The organism is Microbacterium sp. ARD31 (assembly GCF_031844425.1).
The window spans coordinates 95,190-114,430 of the sequence record NZ_JAUZVE010000012.1 but is presented as its reverse complement, the minus strand read 5'-3'; the positions used below and the strand labels follow the sequence as shown (position 1 = coordinate 114,430).

Here is a 19,241-nt window from a genome sequence, read left to right as displayed (position 1 = left end):
CGCACCGGAGTCCGGTCCGGGCACGTCACGAGGGGAGCAGGTCGCCATGGGTCTGCGCAGGATCGGCACCAGCGTCGCGGCGGTCACGGGACTCGTCGCAGCCGCCGGAGTGGGGTACGCCGTCGGCAGCGGGAGCGGCCGGGACGGGGACCCGCCCGTCGGCCCGCCCCTCGTGCTGGCCAACGCCGACCTGACCACTCCCGCGAGCTGCGAGGACCTCCTGGACTCCTTCGTCGACCGGGCGCTCGAACGGGTCGGGGCCTACGGCTGGGGAGGCGGTCCGATCGTCGCGTTCGACGCGGGCTCCGCCGGCTCGGAGGCCAGCGCACCCACCGCGTCCGGCGCGCTCCGCTCGTCGGCCAAGACGTCGCGATCGGTGAGCAACGAGTCCGGCACCAACGTCCAGGAGGTCGGCGTCGACGAGTCCGACGTGGTGAAGGTGGCGGGCAGCCTGCTGCTGCGGCTGCGCGACGGCGTGCTGGTGGCCTACGACGTCTCCGGCGACCGGCCCACGGAGCTGTCCTCGACCCCGATCGACGACGCGGAGGGCAACGACTGGCCCGGCGACCCGGGCGGTGAGCTGGTCCTCGTCGACGGTCGTGCGGTCGTCATCGGCACGTCGAGCGACGGGCTGGAGTCCACCATCACGACGGTCGACCTGGCCGACCCGACCTCGCCGAGCGTCGTCGCGACCACCACCGTGAGCGGGCGAGCGTCGGCCGTGCGGCTCCACGGCGACGTGGTCCGGGTGGTCGTCCAGAAGGGACTGCCCGAGCTCGACTTCACCTACCCCGGCAGCAAGCTCGGCGAGATCACCTCGCGGATGCGCAACCGTGCGCTGGTCCGCGGCACGACCCTGGCCGACTGGCTGCCCACCGTCGACGGTGACCCGGTCGTCGACTGCGCCGACGTCGCGGTGCCCGACGACGAGGAGCTCCCGCTCGGTACGACCACCGTGCTGGCCTTCGACCCGGCCGCGCCGGCCGACCGCACCTCCATCGCGGTGGCGACCGACTCCGACACGTCGTACTTCTCGACCGACCGGTTCTACCTCGCCGGAGCGCCCGCGTCGTGGGGGTGGGACGACTGCTGGGACTGCCGGAGCGGGATCGGCGGGACGCCCGACGGCACCACGCCCATCTTCGCCTTCGCCCTCGACGGGACGGACGCGACGTACGTCGCCTCGGGCGAGGTCGAGGGCACCATCGCCGACCGGTGGTCGATGGACGCGGTCGGTGGATCGCTCCGCGTGGCGGTCGGCCCGAGCAGCGAGACCGGCGACCACAACTCGGTCATCACCCTGCGCGAGGAGGGCTCGAAGCTCCTGGAGGACGGCCGCGTCGACGACCTCGGCGTGGGCGAGCAGATCAAGTCCGTGCGGTGGTTCGACGACCTGGCCATCGTGGTGACGTTCCGCCAGACCGACCCGCTCTACGCGATCGACCTGTCCGACCCGGCCGACCCGCGGCTGCTCGGCGAGCTGAAGATCCCCGGCTTCTCCGAGTACCTCCACCCGCTCGGCGAGCACCGGCTGCTCGGCATGGGCCAGGACGCGACGACCGACGGCATGACGCTCGGCGCGCAGGCGGCCCTCTTCGACGTCACCGACCTGACGGACCCGCGCCAGCTCGACGTGGTGAGGTACGACAAGGGCACCGTGGCGGCGGCCGGTGCGGACCCGCGGCAGCTCACCTGGCTGCCCGAGCAGCGCGTCGTGCTCACCGTCGTCTCCCGCGGCTGGACCGGCACCACCGGCTGGGTCTCGGTGCTGTCGCTCGACGACGGCCGGATGGCCAACCGGATGGTCGAGGTCGAGCACGGCACCGACGTCGCCGACGTACGCCTCGTGCCGCTCGCGTCGGGGAAGGTCGCGCTGGTCACCGGCGAGGACGTGTCCTTCTTCGACCTCGTCGGTTGAGCTTCCCACTCGTCGGTTGAGGTGCGAGCGCAGCGAGCCTCGAAACCACGCGTGGGCCCGTGGTTTCGAGGCTCGTCGCTGGCGCTCCTCGCACCTCAACCACCGGGGGGATCCGGCGTACGCTCGTCGCATGTGCCGCAACATCCGCCCGCTGAACAACTTCGAGCCGCCGGCGACGAGCGACGAGGTCACCGCCGCCGCCCTGCAGTACGTCCGCAAGGTGGCCGGGACGACCAAGCCGTCGCAGGCCAACGAGGAGGTGTTCTACGCGGCCGTGAAGGAGATCGCGCACATCACCGAGCACCTGCTGCAGGACCTGGTCACCACCGCTCCCCCGAAGAACCGCGAGGTCGAGGCGGCGAAGGCCAGGGCGCGGGCGCAGCTGCGGTACGGCACGTGACGCTCACGTCGAGCGTGCAGTCGGAGGTCCTCGACCTGCTGGCCTCCCGGCCACTGGTGGTGCTCACCGGTGCCGGCCTGTCGACCGACTCCGGCATCCCGGACTACCGCGGGCCGGGGGCGCCCACCCGGGCGCCGATGACCTACCAGGAGTTCGTCGGCAGCGCCGAGGCGCAGCAGCGCTACTGGGCGCGCTCGCACCTCGGGTGGCAGCGGATGGGGCAGGCACTCCCCAACGACGGCCACCGCGCGCTCGCCGCGCTCGACCCGCTCATGCTCATCACGCAGAACGTCGACGGCCTGCACGAGGCCGCCGGCTCGCGACGGATGGTCGCACTGCACGGCCGGGTCGCCGACGTCGTCTGCCTGACCTGCCGGTCCACGTCGTCGCGTGCCGAGCTCGAGCGCGTCCTCGACGAGCTCAACCCCCAGTGGCTCGAGCGGCACGGGTGGGTGGCGACCCGCCCCGACGGCGACGTCGACCTCGACGAGACCTCCGACTTCGTCGTGCCGACCTGCGAGTGCGGGGGCGTGCTCAAGCCCGACGTCGTGTTCTTCGGCGAGAACGTCCCCGCCGACCGGGTCACCCGCTGCTACGCCGCCGTCGAGGCGCTCGGCACGGGCGGAGCGCTGCTGGTCGCCGGGTCGTCGCTGACGGTGATGAGCGGGCTGCGGTTCGTGAAGCGGGCCGCCCAGCACGGGACGCCGGTCGTCATCGTGAACCGCGGAGCGACCCGCGGCGACCCGCTGGCGTCGTACAAGCTCGAGGTCGGCTGCAGCGAGTTCCTCGGCGAGCTTGCCGCGGCATCCCGTCACCTGCCGCCGGTTGCAACGCCCGGCAGGTGACGGTTTCCCCGCTCGAGCGGGGAAACCGACAAACGCCGAGCAGGCGGCTCAGCGACGCACGAAGATGTGCTCCGCCGCCTCGACGACGAGCTCGGCCGTCTCGCCGCCGGAGCCGATGAGGATGCCCTCGTCGGTGCGGGCGATGGTCACGGTCTTGCCGGGCAGCGCGCCGACACGGCGGAGCAGGCCCATGAGGTCCTCGTCCTTCTGCATCTCCTCGGAGATGCGCTTGACGTGGACGCGGGCGTCCTCGGCCTGCGCGGCGGCCGACAACGGCTCGACGTTGTCCATGAAGTCCTCCGAGCGCCGGTCGCCGAGCTCGTCGAGGCCGGGGATCGGGTTGCCGTACGGCGACTCGGTGGGGTGGTCGAGCAGCTCGAGCAGCCGCCGCTCGACCGTCTCCGACATGACGTGCTCCCACCGGCAGGCCTCGGCGTGGACGAGCTCCCAGTCCAGGCCGATCACGTCGGTCAGCAGCCGCTCGGCGAGCCGGTGCTTGCGCATCACGCGGGTGGCGAGGACCTGGCCCTCCTCGGTGAGCTCGAGGTGGCGATCGCCCTGCACGGTGAGCAGGCCGTCGCGCTCCATCCGCGCCACCGTCTGCGAGACGGTCGGCCCCGACTGGTGCAGGCGCTCGGCGATGCGCGCACGCAGCGGGACGATGCCCTCCTCCACGAGCTCGTAGATCGTGCGGAGGTACATCTCGGTGGTGTCGATCAGGTCGCTCACGGGCACATTGTGTCCCATCCGCCAACTGCGGCAGGCGAGCGCCCGTGGCACAGTGAGGCCGGTGAGCGAACTCATCGTCCCCCAGCGCTTCTGCGGCCCGCCGGACTCCGGCAACGGTGGCTGGACGGCCGGCGCCCTGGCCGCGCTGGACGACGTGGACTCCCCCGACAACCGGTGCGACAGCTGGCCGGCCATCGAGGTGTCGCTGCGCCAGCCTCCACCGCTCGACACGGCGCTCCAGGTCTCCGCCGAGGACGGCCTGCTGACCGCGAGCCGCGACGGCGCCGTGGTCGCCACCGCCCGCCGCGCCGACCACGACCTCCGCGAGGTCGAGCCGGTCGACCCCGCCACCGCGACGGCCGCCGCCGCGTCGTACCCGGGCCACGACTTCCACCCCTTCCCCACCTGCTTCGCGTGCGGCACCGGGCGCGAGGAGGGTGACGGGCTGCGGATCTTCCCGGGCCGGGTCGGCGGCGGGCACGACGGCGACCTCGTCGCCGCGGGCTGGACCCCGCACCCGAGCCTGCACGAGGACTGGCACACCTACGTCGACGAGCACACCCGCGCCTCGCTCGCCTCGACCTGGGCAGCCCTTGACTGCATCGGCGGCTGGGCCGGCGACCTCACCGAGCGGCTCATGGTGCTCGGCCGGATGACGGCCCGGGTCGACGCCCTGCCCGTGATCGGCGAGGAGCACGTCGTCGTGGGCGAGGGCCGCGGCCAGGACGGTCGCAAGACCTTCACCGCCGCCACGCTGTACGACGCCGACGGCCGGGTGGTCGCGACCGCGGAGCACGTGTGGATCGCCGTCGACCCCGCCCTGTTCGGTGGCCGGGTGCCGGGTTGACCCCGGGGGCGGGGGTGTTGAGAGGATGGGGTCATGGCTGATTTGAACGATCCAACGACGCAGTGGTGGCGCAACTCCGTCGTCTACCAGGTCTACGTCCGCAGCTTCGCCGACAGCGACGGTGACGGCATCGGCGACCTGCCCGGCATCACCTCGCGGCTGCCCCACCTCGCCGAGCTGGGCGTCGACGCGCTCTGGATCACGCCGTTCTACACCTCGCCGCAGCACGACCACGGCTACGACGTCGCCGACTACCGCGACGTCGACCCGCTGTTCGGCACGCTCTCCGACGCCGACGACCTCGTCGCCCGCGCCCACGAGCTCGGGCTGCGGGTCGTGGTCGACATCGTCCCCAACCACACCTCCAGCGAGCACGAGTGGTTCCAGGCCGCGCTCGCTGCCGGCAAGGGCAGCCCGGAGCGCGCCCGCTACCTCTTCCGCGACGCGCCCGACGGCGAGCTGCCCAACAACTGGGGCTCGGTCTTCGGCGGCCCGGCGTGGACGCAGGTCGACGACGGCCAGTGGTACCTCCACCTCTTCGACTCCACCCAGCCCGACCTCGACTGGCGCAACCCCGAGGTGCCGGCGATGTTCGAGGACGTGCTGCGCTTCTGGCTCGACCGCGGGGTCGACGGCTTCCGCATCGACGTGGCCCACGGCCTGTTCAAGGTCGAGTCGCTGCGCGACCAAGAGGTCGGCGAGGACGAGCGCCCCAGCTCCGGGCAGGTCAACACCGACCACTCGATGGTCTCCCTCGACCTCAAGGACGAGCCGATGTGGGACCAGCCGGAGGTCCACGACGTCTACCGCTCCTGGCACCGGCTCCTCGACGAGGCCGGCCCGGACAAGATGGCCGTCGCCGAGGCCTGGACCCAGACGCCGGAGTCGATGGCGGCCTTCGTCCGTCCCGACGAGCTCGACCAGGCCTTCAACTTCGCCTGGCTCCTCGCCGACTGGTCGGCCGAGGCGTTCGCCCGTGTCATCACCAGCACCCTCGCCGCGGTGGAGCCGGTCGGCGCCTCGCCGACGTGGGTGCTCAGCAACCACGACGTCGTACGCCACACCACGCGCTACGGCGGCGGCGCCGTCGGGCTGGCCCGCGCCCGCGCGGCGACGCTGACCATGCTCGCGCTGCCCGGCTCGAGCTACCTCTACCAGGGCGAGGAGCTCGGCCTGGAGCAGGTCGACGTCGCGCCCGAGCACCGGCAGGACCCGTCGTGGCTGCGCACCGGCGAGGTCGGTCGCGACGGCTGCCGGGTGCCGATCCCGTGGAGCGGCACCCAGGCGCCCTACGGCTTCGGGCCCGGCGAGGCGCAGCCGTGGATCCCGCAGCCCGATGACTGGGCCGCGCTGACCGTCGAGGCCCAGGCCGCCGACCCCGGCTCCACGCTCGCGTTCTACCGCGACGCGCTCCGCATCCGCCGGGAGTTCGCGTGGACCGCGGGCGACAAGGTCGACGTGCTCGACTCCGACGACGACGTCCTGGTGCTGCGGCGCGGCCCGCTGACCGTCGTGCTCAACTGCGGCACCACGCCGGTCGAGCTCCCCGAGGGCGAGCTGCTGCTCGCCAGCGGTCCCGTCGAGGGCACCCTGCCCGCGAACACCGCCGCCTGGCTGCGCGCCTGACCCCGGCTACCTAGGGACGTTCCGGTAGGCCATCCAGGCGTTCTCCCTACCGGAACGTCCCTAGATATGTCGCGGGGGGCAGGGCGTCAGTCGTCGGAGAGGGCGGCGTTGTACGACGCCAGCTGGCGCGAGAACGTCGCCAGCTCGGCGTCGCTCCAGTGCGCGAGCCGCTGGTCGAAGCGGTCGCTGCGGCTCCGGGCGACGGTCCGCAGCCGCTCGCGCCCCAGCTCGGTCGCGTCGAGCAGGATCGCCCGCCGGTCCTCGGCGTCGGGCTGGCGCTCGACCAGCCCGAGGTCCACGAGCGTCTGCACCTGGCGGCTCACGCCGCCCTTGTCCATGCCGAACGCGTCGGACAGGTCGGCACCGCGCAGCGGGCCGTGGACGGCGAGGTGGGTGAGGATGAAGTACGTGATCGGGTGCAGGTCCGGGTGGACCTCCCGGGCGCGCTCCCCCATCACCCGCTTGACGCGGCGGATCAGGGTGCCGACCTCGGTCTCGATGCGGCGCAGGTCGTCGTACCTGGACGTCGTGGTCTCCGGGCCGGGGTCCGTGCCGGTGTCGGTGCTGGTGCTCATGCCTGAGGGGCTGCTTCCGCCATGAGCTCATCCTCGCGCTTCACCGACGTCCGCAGCGGGACCTCCTTGATGAACAGCACCGCGATGAGCGCGCCGATCGCGAACGGCAGCGCGACGAGGAAGATGTGACCGGTGGCGTCACCGAAGGCGCTCTCGAAGATCACGCGGATCGGCGCCGGCATGCCGGACACGTCGGGGATGCCGCCGGTCTGGTGGCCCACTTCCGACGCCAGCTCCGGGTGGTCGGCCAGCAGCGCGGTGAGACCGGACGTCACGGCGTCAGCGACCTGGTGCGCCAGCACGGCGCCCAGGGCGGCGATGCCCACCGAGCCGCCGAGCGAGCGGAAGAAGGCCACGACCGAGGAGCCGGCGCCCATGTCGGCGAGCGCGATGGTGTTCTGGACGGCGAGGACGAGGTTCTGCATCGTCGCGCCGAGGCCCAGGCCGAGGACGGCCATGAACAGGCCGGTGCGCCACAGCGGGGTGTCGGCATCGATGGTGGCGAGCAGCGCGATGCCGGCGATCACCGCCACCATGCCGCCGACCAGCCATCGCTTCCAGACACCGGTGGTGGAGATGATCCGGCCGCTGACGATGCTCGAGACCAAGAGGCCGCCGACCATGCAGATCGACATCAGGCCGGCCTCGGTCGGGCTCATGTCCTTGGCACGCTGGAAGTAGAGGCTGAGGTAGACCGTCGAGCCGAACATCGCCACACCGATCAGCACCGAGGCGACGGTGGCGAGCGTCAGCGTGCGGTCCTTGAACAGGCGCAGGGGGATCACCGGGTCGGTCGCGACGTTGGCCTCGACGTGGACGGCCGCACCGATCACGGCGACGGCACCGACGACCAGCAGCGCGCTGGTCCACGAGACCCAGTCGAAGTTCTGGCCGCCGAGGGAGACCCAGATGAGGAGGATCGAGACGCCGCCGACCAGCAGGAAGGCGCCGAGGTAGTCGATGGAGACGTCCCGCTTGACGACGGGCAGGCGCAGGGTCTTCTGGAGCACCACGAAGGCCAGGGCCGCCACCGGGAGACCGGCGAAGAAGCACCAGCGCCAGCCGACGGTGTCCACCAGGACGCCGCCGACGAGCGGGCCGCTCACCGTGGCGAGGGCGAAGACGGCACCGATGTAGCCGCTGTAGCGGCCGCGCTCGCGCGGGGAGACCATCGTCGCGATCACGACCTGGACGAGGGCGGTCAGCCCGCCGACACCGAGGCCCTGCACGACGCGTGCGCCGATGAGGACCTCCATGGAGGGCGCGAAGCCGGCGATCAGCGAGCCGACGGAGAAGATCACCAGCGCGGACTGCACGAGGACCTTCTTGTCGAAGAGGTCGGCGAACTTGCCCCAGATGGGCGTGGTCGCCGTCATGGCCAGCATGGTGGCGACGACGACCCACGTGTAGCCGGTCTGGCTGCCCTCGAGGTCGTCGACGATGGTCGGCAGCGCGTTGCTGACGATCGTGCTGGAGAGCATCGCCACGAACATCGCGAGCAGCAGCCCGCTGAGGGCCTCGAGCACCTCGCGGTGGGTCATCTGCCCGCTCTGCTCGGCGGAGACGGGGGGAGCCTGGGTCACGGAGTTCCTCGGATCTTGGTTGCGCATCGCAATAGTTGTACTGAGCAACCATATGCCGTCGAGCGTCCGCGACCAACCCCGGGCCGACGAGACGTGGGCCACACCGCCCGGAAAGGTCCGGACATGCAGCGACCCGCAGGCCTGCTGCCCCTCGGAGAGGGGCCCCGGAGGATGACGCCGGGAGCCTGCGGGTCGGGTGGCTGCAGTGGATTCGCCGGCAGCTGTCGGCGGAACCGGGCTGCCTAGCGGGCAGCCACCTCACTCATCCGAAAAGACTTCATTCTTCGGATCACCTCCTTTCCGTGTGCGACCAACGTACGTCGCCACGCAACCGCGCTCAACGCAATATCGGCACGCACTCGATCAGCCGGCGACCACGTCCTCCGCCGGCGCCTCGAACTGGGACCGGTAGAGGCGGGCGTAGGCGCCGCCGTTCGCGAGCAGCTGCTCGTGCGAGCCCTGCTCGACGATCGAGCCGTCCTCCATCACCAGGATCAGGTCGGCGTCGCGGATCGTGGAGAGGCGGTGCGCGATCACGAACGACGTACGGTCCGTGCGCAGCGCCGCCATCGCCTGCTGGAGCAGGAGCTCCGTGCGGGTGTCGACCGACGAGGTGGCCTCGTCCAGGATCAGCAGCGCCGGGTCCTTGAGGAACGCGCGCGCGATCGTCACCAGCTGTCGCTCACCGGCCGAGAGGTTGGACCCGTCCTCGTCGATGATCGTGTCGTAGCCGTCGGGCAGCGAGTGCACGAAGCGGTCCACGAACGTCGCCCGCGCGGCCTCGAGGACCTGCTCCTCCGTGGCGTCGGGGCGGCCGTAGGCGATGTTGTCGCGGATCGTGCCGGCGAAGAGCCAGGTGTCCTGCAGGACCATGCCGATCCTGCTGCGCAGCGCCCCCCGCGGGATCGTCGCCACGTCGACGCCGTCGAGCAGGATCCGGCCCTCCTGCGGGTCGTAGAACCGCATCACGAGGTTGACCATCGTGGTCTTGCCGGCGCCGGTCGGCCCGACGATCGCGACCGTGCTGCCCGGCCGGGCGACGAGGTCGAGGTGCTGGATCAGCGGACGCTCCGGGTCGTAGGAGAACGACACGTCCTCGAACCGCACCTCACCGCGGGCGTCCTCGGCGGTCGCCGGGCGGCCCTGCTCCTCGGCCGTCTCCTCAGGGGCGTCGAGCAGCTCGAAGACCCGCTCCGCGGAGGCGACGCCCGACTGCAGCAGGTTGAGCATCGAGGCGACCTGCGTCAGCGGCTGGGTGAACTGGCGGGTGTACTGGATGAACGCCTGCACGTCGCCGAGCGACATCGTGCCGCTGGCGACCCGGAGGCCCCCGAGCACGGCGATCACGACGTAGTTCAGGTTTCCGACGAACATCATGATCGGCATGATCAGCCCGCTGACGAACTGGGCACCGTACGACGCCCGGTAGAGCTCGTCGTTCTGCTCGGCGAACACCCGCTCGGCCTCGGCCTGCCGACCGAAGACCTTGACGATCGCGTGGCCGGAGAAGGTCTCCTCGATGTGCGCGTTGAGGGTGCCGGTGCGACGCCACTGCTGGACGAACAGCCCCTGAGACCGCTTCATCACCGCACCCGTGACGACCATCGAGATCGGCACCGAGACGAGGGCGACCAGCGCCAGCAGCGGGGAGATGTAGAACATCATCACGAGCACCGCCACGACGGTGAGCAGCGAGTTGAGCAGCTGGCTCATCGTCTGCTGCAGGGTCTGGCTGACGTTGTCGATGTCGTTGGTGACGCGGCTGAGCAGCTCTCCGCGCGGCTGCTTGTCGAAGTAGCCCAGCGGCAGCCGGTGCACCTTGTCCTCGACCTCGGCGCGCATCCGCAGCACGGTGCCCTGGACGACGTCGTTGAGGAGGTAGCCGGCGAGCCAGGCCAGCAGCGAGCCGGCGACGTAGACCGCGAGCACGAGCAGCAGCACGTCGGCCACGGCGGAGAAGTCGACCCCGTCGGTCAGCCTCATCGAGGCGAGCATGTCGGCCTGGTTGTCCTCGCCGCGGGCGCGCAGCGCCTCGATGGCCTGCTCCTGCGTGGCCCCGCTGCGGAACACGTCGCGGCCGAGCAGGCCGGCGAAGATGAGGTCGGTGGCGCGGCCGAGGATCTTCGGCCCGATCGCCATCGCCACGACGCTGAGCGCGGTCAGCACCACGACGGCGTACGCCTTGGTGCGCTCGGGGCGCAGGCGGGCCAGCAGCCGCTTCAGCGAGGGCCAGAACGTGTCGGCCTTCTGGCCGATGATCCCGCCGCCCATCGGGCCGCGACCCGGGCCGGGGCCCGACTGGATCCGCTCGGTCTCCTTCAGCTGACCGTCCTTGGCAGGTGCTTCGGTGCTCATGCCACCTCCTCGGCGGTCAGCTGGGACTGGACGATCTCGCGGTAGGTGGCGCAGGTCTCGAGCAGCTCGTCGTGGGTGCCCGTCCCGACGACGGCCCCGTCCTCCATCACCACGATGCGGTCGGCGTGCCGGATGGTCGCCACGCGCTGGGCGACGATCACGACCGTCGCCTCGCGGGTCACCGGCCGGAGCGCGGCCCGCAGGCGGGCGTCGGTGGTCAGGTCGAGCGCGGAGAACGAGTCGTCGAAGAGGTAGATGTCGGGCCGCCTGACGACCGCCCGCGCGATCGCCATGCGTTGTCGCTGGCCGCCGCTGAGACTCGAACCGCCCTGCGCGATCTCGGCCTGCAGCCCGTCGGGCATGGCCTCGACGAAGTCGCGCGCCTGTGCGATCTCCAACGCCTGCCACATCTCGTCCTCGGTGGCGTCGGCCTTGCCGTAGCGCAGGTTGTCGGCGACGGTCCCGCGGAACAGGAAGGCCTTCTGCGGCACCAGCCCGATGCGGGACCACAAAGTCTCCGGCTCCAGGTCACGCACGTCGACACCGCCGACCCGCACCGCTCCCCCGGTCGCGTCGAAGAGGCGGGGCACGAGGTTGACGAGGGTGGACTTCCCGGCGCCGGTGGAGCCGACGATCGCCACGGTCTCGCCCGGCGCGGCCGACAGGGCGACCTCGCGGAGCACGGGCGCGTCGGCGCCGGGGTAGGCGAAGGTGACGTCGTCGAGCTCCAGCGTGAGCCGCTCGGGCAGCACGGTGACCGGGCCGGCGGGCGGAACCACGGACGACTCGGTGTCGAGGACCTCGGTGATGCGGTCGGCGCACACCGAGGCGCGCGGCACCATCATCAGCATGAACATCGCCATCATCACCGACATCACGATCTGCATCAGGTAGGAGATGTAGGCGGTCAGCGCACCGACCTCCATGTGGCCGTCCTCGACGCGGTGGCCGCCGAACCACAGCACGCCGACGGTCGCGACGTTGGCCACCACCATCACCGTCGGGAACATCGCGGACTGCCAGCGCCCGGCGCGGATCGCGACGTCGGTCAGCTGCTGGTTGGCGTCGGCGAACCGCGCGGTCTCGTGCTCCTCGCGGACGAACGCCCGGACGACGCGGACGCCGGTGATCTGCTCGCGGAGGAGGCGGTTGACCTCGTCGATGCGCTCCTGCATCAGGCGGAAGCTCGGCACCATCTGGCGCACAATCAGCCCGATCGCGGCACCGAGGACCGGCACGACCGCGAGGACCAGCCAGGACAGGCCGACGTCCTCGCGGGCGGCCATGATGATGCCGCCGACCATCATGATCGGCGCGGCCACCATCAGCGTGCCGCCCATCAGGACCAGCATCTGCACCTGCTGGACGTCGTTGGTCTCGCGGGTGATGAGCGACGGCGCGCCGAAGTGCTGGACCTCGCGGGCCGAGAAGGAGCCGACGCGGTGGAAGATCGCGGCCCTCAGGTCGCGGCCGAAGCCCATCGCGTTGCGGGCCGAGAACCACACCGCGGCCACGGAGCACACGATCTGCACGAGCGAGACGACGAGCATGAGGCCGCCGTGGCGCACGATGTAGCCGGTGTCGCCGGTCACCACGCCCTTGTCGATGATGTCGGCGTTGAGGCTGGGCAGGTAGAGGGCGGCCATCGTGCCGACGAACTGCAGCGCCACCACGGCGGCGAGCGGGGCGGCGTACGGCGCGAGGTAGGTGCGGACGAGTCGCAGCAGCATCAGGAGTCCTCTCGCTTCAGCACCCCGTGGAGGACGGTGTCGACGATCTCCGCAGCGGTCAGCGGGTTGCCGTCGGAGATGTGGGGGTGGGTGCCGGAGAACGTCAGCAGCCGGACCATGTGCATCAGCTGGCCCGGCGGCACCCGCAGGGAGGCGCGGTGCCGCTCGGCGAGCCCCACCAGGATCGCGGCGACCCGCTCGCGCTCCGCCTCCATGTGGCGGTGCGCCTTGGGCGGCCCGACCATGCCCATCCGGGTCATCAGCTGGAACACGCGGGCGAAGCGCTCCTGGAAGAGCTCGACGACCTCCAGCAGCATCGGCGCGAGCTCTTGGTCGGGATCGACCTCTTGGAGCCGGGCGATGAACGGGTCGAGGTCGAGCGCGTGCTCGAGCGCCGCCGTGACCAGGTCGTCCTTGGAGTCGAAGACCCGGAAGATCGTCCCCTCGGCGATGCCGGCGGCGTCGGCGATCTGCCGGGTCGTCACGGACCGCCCGTGCTCGAGGAGCAGCGGGACGGTCGCGTCCACGAGGGCGGCGCGGCGGTCGTCGGGCGAGAGGGGCTTGGCGCGTGGTGGCACCCATCCACAGTAAGTGAGTGAGCGCTCACTCACAAGTTGGCTTCCGATCAGCAGGCTCCGATCTGGCGGCGCAGCCGCGTCCTTCCCATAATTGGGACATGCAGACCCGGGGAGGGACGGACCTTCAGCAGCAGATCGACGAGCTCGTCGCCCTCGTCGCCAAGAGCCAGGGCGACATCGACGCGCTCGTCGACCGCGCCGACCAGACCACCGCGCGGATCACGGTGAACCGCGCCGACATCGACCAGCTCCAGGAGCACGTGGCCCTCGACCGCCAGCTCATCGCCGAGCTGCAGGCCGACGGCTTCGTGAGCCGCGAGCACGTGGCCCAGCTCGAGAAGGCACTCGCCACCTCCCGCACCATCGGGGCTGCCGTGGGCGTGCTCATGGCGAGCCGCGGCGTCGGCCAGGACGAGGCGCTCCGCCTCCTGAGGGAGGCCAGCTCCCGGGCGAACACCCCCATGCGCGAGCTGGCGGAGGTCATCGTGGCCGGCCAGAAGAAGGGCGAGGTGGAGCTAGGGGGCTAGCCGCTCCACGGGCCAACCGTCGCGATCGCGGCGGTAGACCAGCCGGTCGTGCATCCGGCCCGGCCTCCCCTGCCAGAACTCGACCGCATCGGGAACGACCCGGTAGCCGCCCCACTCGGGCGGGACCGGCACCTCGCGGCCGGACTCCTCGTCCCCGAACCGCTCTTGCACCTCGGCGTACGCCGCCGCGAGCTCCGCGCGCGAGGCCACCGGTCGCGACTGGTGCGACGCCCAGGCGCCGAGCCGGGCCCGGCGCGGGCGGGACGAGAAGTACGCCTCCACGCGCGCCTCGTCGAGCACCTCGGCCACGCCGTCGATGCGCACCTGCCGCTCGAGCGGGTGCCACGGGAACAGCAGCGCGCACCGCGGGTTGGCCGCGAGCTCCTCGCCCTTGCGCGAGGCCTGGTTGGTGAAGAAGACGAAGCCGTCGGCGTCGAACCCCTTCAGCAGGACCATCCGGCTCGACGGGCGCCCGTCGGGGGTGGCCGTCGCGACCACCATCGCGTTGGGCTCGTGCAGCCCAGCAGCGATGGCCTCCCCGAGCCACTGCTCGAACATGGTGAACGGGTCGGCGGCGAGGTCCGGCACGTCGAGGCCGCCACGGGCGTACTCCGCGCGGAGCGTCGAGAGGTCCATCCGCCGAGGGTAGCCGTGGAGCGTGGGTGCACAATGAGCCGTCCCGTGCAGTCCTCCGGGGCGTCCCGTCCACGAAGGAGTGGCCCATGACCGAGATCCACCACGGCCTCGAAGGCGTCGTCGCGTTCGAGACGCAGATCGCCGAGCCGGACAAGGAGGGGTCGGCGCTGCGCTACCGCGGCGTGGACATCGAGGACCTCGTCGGCCGCGTGCCCTTCGAGAACGTCTGGGGCCTCCTGGTCGACGGCTCGTACACCCCCGGCCTGCCGCCGGCCGAGCCCTACAACATCTCCATCCACACCGGCGATGTGCGCGCCGACGTCCAGGCCGCGGTGGCGATGCTCGCTCCGATGCTCGGCATGGGCCAGACCTACGACATCTCCGACGAGCAGGCGCGCCTCGACCTCTCGCGCGTCGCCGTCATGGTGCTGTCGTACGCCGCGCAGTCCGCGCGCGGTCTCGGCAAGCCGGTCGTCACCCAGGCCGAGGTCGACAAGGGCCGCACCCTCGCCGAGCGCTTCCTCATCCGCTGGCGCGGCGAGGCCGACCCCAAGCACGCGCACGCGATCGACGCCTACTGGTCCTCGGCCGCCGAGCACGGCATGAACGCCTCCACCTTCACCGCACGCGTCATCACCTCCACCGGAGCCGATGTCGCGGCCGCCTTCTCCGGCGCGATCGGCGCCATGTCCGGTCCGCTGCACGGCGGCGCCCCCTCGCGGGTGCTGGGCATGATCGAGGAGGTCGAGAAGCGCGACGGCGACGCGACGTCCTACGTCAAGGAGCTGCTCGACAACGGCGAGCGGCTGATGGGCTTCGGCCACCGGGTCTACCGGGCCGAGGACCCCCGCGCCCGGGTGCTGCGTCGCACCGCCAAGGAGCTCGACGCACCGCGCTACGAGGTGGCCGAGGCGCTGGAGAAGGCCGCCCTCGAGGAGCTGCGCTCGCGGCGACCCGACCGCGTGCTGGAGACCAACGTCGAGTTCTGGGCGGCGATCGTCCTGGACTTCGCCGAGGTGCCCGCGCACATGTTCACCTCGATGTTCACCTGCGCCCGCACGGGCGGCTGGTCGGCGCACATCCTCGAGCAGAAGACCACCGGTCGCCTGATCCGGCCGTCGGCGGTCTACGCCGGTCCGAGCTCGCGCCCGGCCGACGAGGTCGAGGGCTGGGATGCCGCCTGGGGCTCCTGACCCCACCGCTGGTTGAGGTGCGAGACCTGGGATAGACCCCTACCGCTGGTTGAGGTGCGAGGAGCGCCAGCGACGAGCCTCGAAACCTGCGATCCGAGTCATGGTTTCGAGGCTCGCTGCGCTCGCACCTCAACCACCAAGGAAGTGCGCTCGCACCTCAACCACCAAGGAAGTGCGCTCGCACCTCAACCACCAAGGCGATGCGCTCGCACCTCAACCACCGCACGCGCGGACTGGTCAGACCGGCGGTTCCTGGGCGGCGTACCAGGACGTCAGGCCCTTGGCGCCCTGGCGCGTCAGGGACAGGTGCATGTGGTCGCGGTGCCGGAGCGTGGGTGAGCAGGTACGCCGGCTGCGGCATCCCGAGCTGAGGTACCGCTCGGCCTGGAAGCCGTCGTAGGACGCGTACATCGTGTCGTCCCAGATGACGTACATGATCCCCATCCGGCGCGCGAGCGCGTGCGGCTGGCCGGTGTCGTCGGGCGCGAAGAGCTCGTCGAGCAGGGCGGTGGCGAGTGCCTGGTCGGTCGGGTCGTCGGCGTCGAGCAGCCAGTCGAAGGCGCGCGACTCCTTGTGCTCGCTCGTGCTCGAGCCGCGGCACGAGCGACTGATCGGTCCGTAGCCACCGCCGCGGGCGACCAGCCAGTCGGCGAGCACGAGCACCCCCGGCTTGGGCCGCCGCTTGCAGGTCGTCTGCGGCTCGTAGCCGGCGTAGGGCTCCAGGGGCATGAGGTACGGCGCGGACGCCGTCACGGTGCCGCGCCGCTCCTCCGCAGACGCGGTCGGGCCCGCAGCGAGAAGGCCGAGAAGCACGCCGACGGTTCCCGCGACCAGCGCGGCAGCGCGCACGAACGCACCCATCGAGACGTCCCACCCTTCCCTGTGATCACTCCTGGCGCAGCGACCGTAGGTGCCCCTCGGCGGCGCCGTCAGGGGAACGGGTGAACATCAATGCTGTAGTTCGAGCACCCTCCCGAAGCAGCGGCTCAGCTCGGAGCCGCAGTAGTAGCCGAAGCCGGGGATGGGGACGTAGCCGGATGACTCGTAGAGGGCGATCGCCTCGGGCTGGGCGAGGCCGGTCTCGAGCACGAGCGCCTCGATGCCGGCGTCCGCGGCCGTCGCCTCGAGGTGGGCCAGCATCTGCCGGGCGAGGCCACGGCGCTGGGCGGCCGGGACGACGTACATCCGCTTGACCTCCGCGGTCACCTCGACCCCGAGGGCGCGGACGGCGCTGCGGCGCCAGGCGCCGGTCGCGACGGGCACCCCGTCGAGGTAGCCGACGAAGAACCGGCCGAGCGGGTCCTCGAAGTCGCGCGGGTCGATGGGCGACTCGTCGCGGCCGCCGTAGCGCGCGACGTACTCCTCCTGGACCGCCTCCACCAGCAGCTGGGCGTCCGGGTGGGTGATCGGGCGACGCTCGACGTGCAGCACTGCTGGCTGCTGGTCGGTGCTCATGCTGTGTCCCCGTCGTGAGATGCGTGTCGGCGGATGCCACAATAGGACCTCTGACAGCGTCGTCAGGACCGCCGTTCCGCATCCCACGTGAGGCACCTACATGACCGACGCCCTGCAGATCCCCGCCGAGCTCCTGCCCGCCGATGGCCGCTTCGGCGCGGGCCCCTCCAAGATCCAGACCAGCCACCTCGACGCGCTCGCTGCGACGGGCTCCTCGCTGATGGGCACCTCGCACCGGCAGGCGCCCGTGAAGAAGACGGTCGGGCGCGTGCGCGAGGGCCTCGCCGCCCTCTTCGACCTGCCCGACGGCTACGAGGTCGTGCTGGGCAACGGTGGCGCGACCGCCTTCTGGGACATCGCCTGCTTCGGGCTCATCCGCGAGAAGAGCCAGCACCTGTCCTTCGGCGAGTTCTCCTCCAAGTTCGCCACGTCGGCGAAGAAGGCGCCCTGGCTGGCCGACCCGTCGGTGATCACCAGCGAGCCGGGGTCGCGACCCGACGCGGTGGCCGAGGACGGGGTGGACGCCTACGCATGGGCGCACAACGAGACCTCGACCGCCGTGATGGCACCGGTGCACCGCCCGGCCGGGGTGGCCGACGACGCGCTGGTCCTGGTCGACGCCACGTCGGGCGCCGGCGGCCTGCCGGTCGACCTCACCGAGGTCGACGCCTACTACTTCGCCCCGCAGAAGTGCTTCGCCTCCGACGGCGGCCTCTGGATCGCCCTCATGTCGCCGCGCGCCCTGGCGCGGGCCGAGGAGATCGCCGGGTCCGGCCGCTACGTGCCGCCGTTCTTCGACCTGCCGACGGCGATCGACAACTCCTCGAAGAACCAGACCTACAACACCCCGTCCGTGGCGACGCTGTTCCTGATGGCGGAGCAGCTGGACTGGATGAACGCGCAGGGCGGCCTGAAGGGCATGGTCGAGCGGACCACTGCGTCCTCCGACGCCCTCTACGGCTGGGCCGAGCGGACCGCGTACACGACGCCCTACGTCGCCGACCCGACGGACCGCTCGCTCGTCATCGGCACGATCGACTTCGACGACTCGATCGACGCGGCCGAGATCGCGGCCACCCTGCGTGCGAACGGCGTCGTCGACACCGAGCCCTACCGCAAGCTCGGCCGCAACCAGCTGCGCATCGCGATGTACCCCGCGATCGACCCGACCGACGTGGAGAAGCTGACCTCGGCGATCGACTACGTCGTCGAGAACCGCTGACTCAGCCGTTCAGCAGCTTGAGCACCGCCCGCTCGAGCGCGGCCTGCCGGGCATCGTCCGTGTCGTACTTCCCACGGACCTTGACCGTCCGGCCGCGCTCGTAGGCCTCCACCACGCGCGGGTCGACGTACGACGTCCGGGCGAGGGTCGGGGTGTTGCCGAGGAACTCCGACACCTCCTTCATCGCCGCCGAGACCGCACGCTTGCGCGAGGCCTTGGTCTGACCGGGCTCGTCGGTCTGCGCGAGCGCGTTGGCGGCGATGACGGTGGCGTGCCAGGTGCGGAAGTCCTTGGCCGTCGCCTCGATGCCGAAGCAGGTGCGGATGTAGTCGTTGACGTCCGAGGAGCTGAGGTCCTTCCAGTGCCGGCCGTCCTTCCAGGCGAGCAGGCGCTCGCCGCCGCCCCGGCGGCGGCGCATCACGTCGAGCGCCTGGATCGCCGACGGGTCGTCGATGGAGATGTCGTGCTCGATGCCGGACTTCCCCACGAAGGTGAAGCGCAGCCCCGACCTCGTCCGCGACACGTGCTCCTTGAGCATCGTGGTGAGGCCGAAGGAGCCGTTGGTGTCGGTGTAGACGTCGTTGCCGATGCGGAAGTAGCCGAGGTCGAGGAGGCGTACGGCGACCGCGCACGCCCGCTCCAGCGACATGCCCTCGGAGCCGATGTCGGCGAGCACCCGCTCGCGCGCCTTGGACAGCGCCTTGCCGAACAGCAGGATCCGGTCGAACTTGGCGGCGTCGCGACTCGCGCGCCACTGCGGGTGGTAGAGGTACTGCTTGCGGCCCGCGTCGTCGGTGCCGACGGCCTGCAGGTGGCCGTTGGGGTGCGGCGTGATCCACACGTCGGTCCAGGCCGGCGGGATGACGAGGTCCTTGCAGCGCTGGACCTGCTCGTCGTCGAGCCGGTTGCCGTGCTCGTCGAGGTAGGTGAAGCCCTTGCCGGACCTGCGCCGGGTCCAGCCCGGCTGGTCGGGGAACGTGCGCCTCAGTCGCGGCATGCGGCGAACCTACTGCCGGGCACCG

18 protein-coding genes are annotated in these 19,241 nt (G+C 71.4%); 8 read left to right on the top strand and 10 right to left on the bottom strand.

Annotated features, from left to right (window positions below; translation table 11 throughout):
- Nucleotides 1-46: 46 nt before the first annotated feature.
- The 3 genes from Q9S36_RS24965 (at nucleotide 47) to Q9S36_RS24955 (ending at nucleotide 3,163) form a co-directional block, all read left to right on the top strand.
- Nucleotides 47-1,918: a beta-propeller domain-containing protein gene (locus Q9S36_RS24965; protein WP_311287531.1), complete on the top strand. Its 1,872-nt coding sequence runs from the start codon at nucleotides 47-49 to the stop codon at nucleotides 1,916-1,918.
- A gap of 130 nt (nucleotides 1,919-2,048) precedes the next feature.
- Nucleotides 2,049-2,318, top strand: a complete 270-nt coding sequence (locus Q9S36_RS24960; protein ID WP_311287530.1) for a DUF2277 domain-containing protein — start codon at nucleotides 2,049-2,051, stop codon at nucleotides 2,316-2,318.
- On the top strand, nucleotides 2,315-3,163 hold the full coding sequence (locus Q9S36_RS24955; protein WP_311287529.1) for a Sir2 family NAD-dependent protein deacetylase: 849 nt from the start codon (nucleotides 2,315-2,317) through the stop codon (nucleotides 3,161-3,163). Before Q9S36_RS24960 ends, Q9S36_RS24955 begins: the two co-directional genes overlap by 4 nt.
- Before the next feature lie 48 nt (nucleotides 3,164-3,211).
- On the opposite strand, the gene Q9S36_RS24950 is transcribed toward Q9S36_RS24955, so the two are convergent.
- Nucleotides 3,212-3,892, bottom strand: a complete 681-nt coding sequence (locus tag Q9S36_RS24950; protein WP_311287527.1) for a metal-dependent transcriptional regulator — start codon at nucleotides 3,890-3,892, stop codon at nucleotides 3,212-3,214.
- A gap of 61 nt (nucleotides 3,893-3,953) precedes the next feature.
- Between Q9S36_RS24950 and Q9S36_RS24945 the strand changes: the two genes are divergently transcribed.
- Nucleotides 3,954-4,739 carry a hypothetical protein gene (locus Q9S36_RS24945; protein ID WP_311287526.1) on the top strand — a complete coding sequence of 262 codons (786 nt, stop codon included), beginning with the start codon at nucleotides 3,954-3,956 and terminating at the stop codon, nucleotides 4,737-4,739.
- A gap of 33 nt (nucleotides 4,740-4,772) precedes the next feature.
- The gene (locus Q9S36_RS24940; protein ID WP_311287525.1) at nucleotides 4,773-6,365 is read left to right on the top strand and encodes an alpha-amylase family glycosyl hydrolase; all 1,593 of its coding nucleotides are present in this window, start codon (nucleotides 4,773-4,775) and stop codon (nucleotides 6,363-6,365) included.
- Nucleotides 6,366-6,451: 86 nt separating this feature from the next.
- Here the strand turns inward: Q9S36_RS24940 and Q9S36_RS24935 are convergent, their stop codons facing one another.
- The 5 genes from Q9S36_RS24935 to Q9S36_RS24915 form a co-directional block, all read right to left on the bottom strand.
- Complete coding sequence (locus tag Q9S36_RS24935; protein WP_311287524.1) at nucleotides 6,452-6,940, bottom strand: MarR family winged helix-turn-helix transcriptional regulator; 489 nt, start codon at nucleotides 6,938-6,940, stop codon at nucleotides 6,452-6,454.
- A complete protein-coding gene (locus tag Q9S36_RS24930; protein ID WP_311287523.1) occupies nucleotides 6,937-8,523 on the bottom strand; it encodes an MDR family MFS transporter in 1,587 nt (528 codons plus the stop codon). Before Q9S36_RS24930 ends, Q9S36_RS24935 begins: the two co-directional genes overlap by 4 nt.
- Nucleotides 8,524-8,886: 363 nt before the next feature.
- Nucleotides 8,887-10,878, bottom strand: a complete 1,992-nt coding sequence (locus Q9S36_RS24925; protein ID WP_396653840.1) for an ABC transporter ATP-binding protein — start codon at nucleotides 10,876-10,878, stop codon at nucleotides 8,887-8,889.
- Nucleotides 10,875-12,608: an ABC transporter ATP-binding protein gene (locus Q9S36_RS24920; RefSeq protein ID WP_311287522.1), complete on the bottom strand. Its 1,734-nt coding sequence runs from the start codon at nucleotides 12,606-12,608 to the stop codon at nucleotides 10,875-10,877. Before Q9S36_RS24920 ends, Q9S36_RS24925 begins: the two co-directional genes overlap by 4 nt.
- Nucleotides 12,608-13,186 (bottom strand): TetR/AcrR family transcriptional regulator, encoded by a 579-nt coding sequence (locus Q9S36_RS24915; RefSeq protein WP_311287521.1) that lies wholly within the window; start codon nucleotides 13,184-13,186, stop codon nucleotides 12,608-12,610. The genes Q9S36_RS24920 and Q9S36_RS24915 overlap by 1 nt, the downstream gene beginning before the upstream one ends.
- A 98-nt stretch (nucleotides 13,187-13,284) precedes the next feature.
- Between Q9S36_RS24915 and Q9S36_RS24910 the strand changes: the two genes are divergently transcribed.
- On the top strand, nucleotides 13,285-13,713 hold the full coding sequence (locus Q9S36_RS24910; protein WP_311287520.1) for an ANTAR domain-containing protein: 429 nt from the start codon (nucleotides 13,285-13,287) through the stop codon (nucleotides 13,711-13,713).
- Here the strand turns inward: Q9S36_RS24910 and pdxH are convergent.
- Nucleotides 13,702-14,349 (bottom strand): pyridoxamine 5'-phosphate oxidase, encoded by a 648-nt coding sequence (gene pdxH / locus Q9S36_RS24905; protein WP_311287519.1) that lies wholly within the window; start codon nucleotides 14,347-14,349, stop codon nucleotides 13,702-13,704. The two genes, Q9S36_RS24910 and pdxH, sit on opposite strands and share 12 nt — an antisense overlap.
- Nucleotides 14,350-14,435: 86 nt before the next feature.
- Between pdxH and Q9S36_RS24900 the strand changes: the two genes are divergently transcribed.
- On the top strand, nucleotides 14,436-15,542 hold the full coding sequence (locus Q9S36_RS24900; RefSeq protein ID WP_311287518.1) for a citrate synthase 2: 1,107 nt from the start codon (nucleotides 14,436-14,438) through the stop codon (nucleotides 15,540-15,542).
- Nucleotides 15,543-15,779: 237 nt separating this feature from the next.
- Here the strand turns inward: Q9S36_RS24900 and Q9S36_RS24895 are convergent, their stop codons facing one another.
- Together Q9S36_RS24895 and Q9S36_RS24890 are read right to left on the bottom strand one after the other, a co-directional pair.
- Nucleotides 15,780-16,403: a hypothetical protein gene (locus tag Q9S36_RS24895; protein ID WP_311287517.1), complete on the bottom strand. Its 624-nt coding sequence runs from the start codon at nucleotides 16,401-16,403 to the stop codon at nucleotides 15,780-15,782.
- An 87-nt stretch (nucleotides 16,404-16,490) separates the two neighbouring features.
- Nucleotides 16,491-16,997 carry a GNAT family N-acetyltransferase gene (locus Q9S36_RS24890; RefSeq protein WP_311287516.1) on the bottom strand — a complete coding sequence of 169 codons (507 nt, stop codon included), beginning with the start codon at nucleotides 16,995-16,997 and terminating at the stop codon, nucleotides 16,491-16,493.
- A gap of 100 nt (nucleotides 16,998-17,097) precedes the next feature.
- On the opposite strand from Q9S36_RS24890, the gene serC reads away from it, so the two are divergent.
- On the top strand, nucleotides 17,098-18,219 hold the full coding sequence (serC, locus tag Q9S36_RS24885) for a phosphoserine transaminase (protein ID WP_311287515.1): 1,122 nt from the start codon (nucleotides 17,098-17,100) through the stop codon (nucleotides 18,217-18,219).
- A gap of 1 nt (nucleotide 18,220) precedes the next feature.
- Here serC and Q9S36_RS24880 read toward each other — a convergent pair whose 3' ends face one another.
- Nucleotides 18,221-19,216: a DNA topoisomerase IB gene (locus Q9S36_RS24880; protein ID WP_311287514.1), complete on the bottom strand. Its 996-nt coding sequence runs from the start codon at nucleotides 19,214-19,216 to the stop codon at nucleotides 18,221-18,223.
- Between the last annotated feature and the right edge of the window lie 25 nt (nucleotides 19,217-19,241).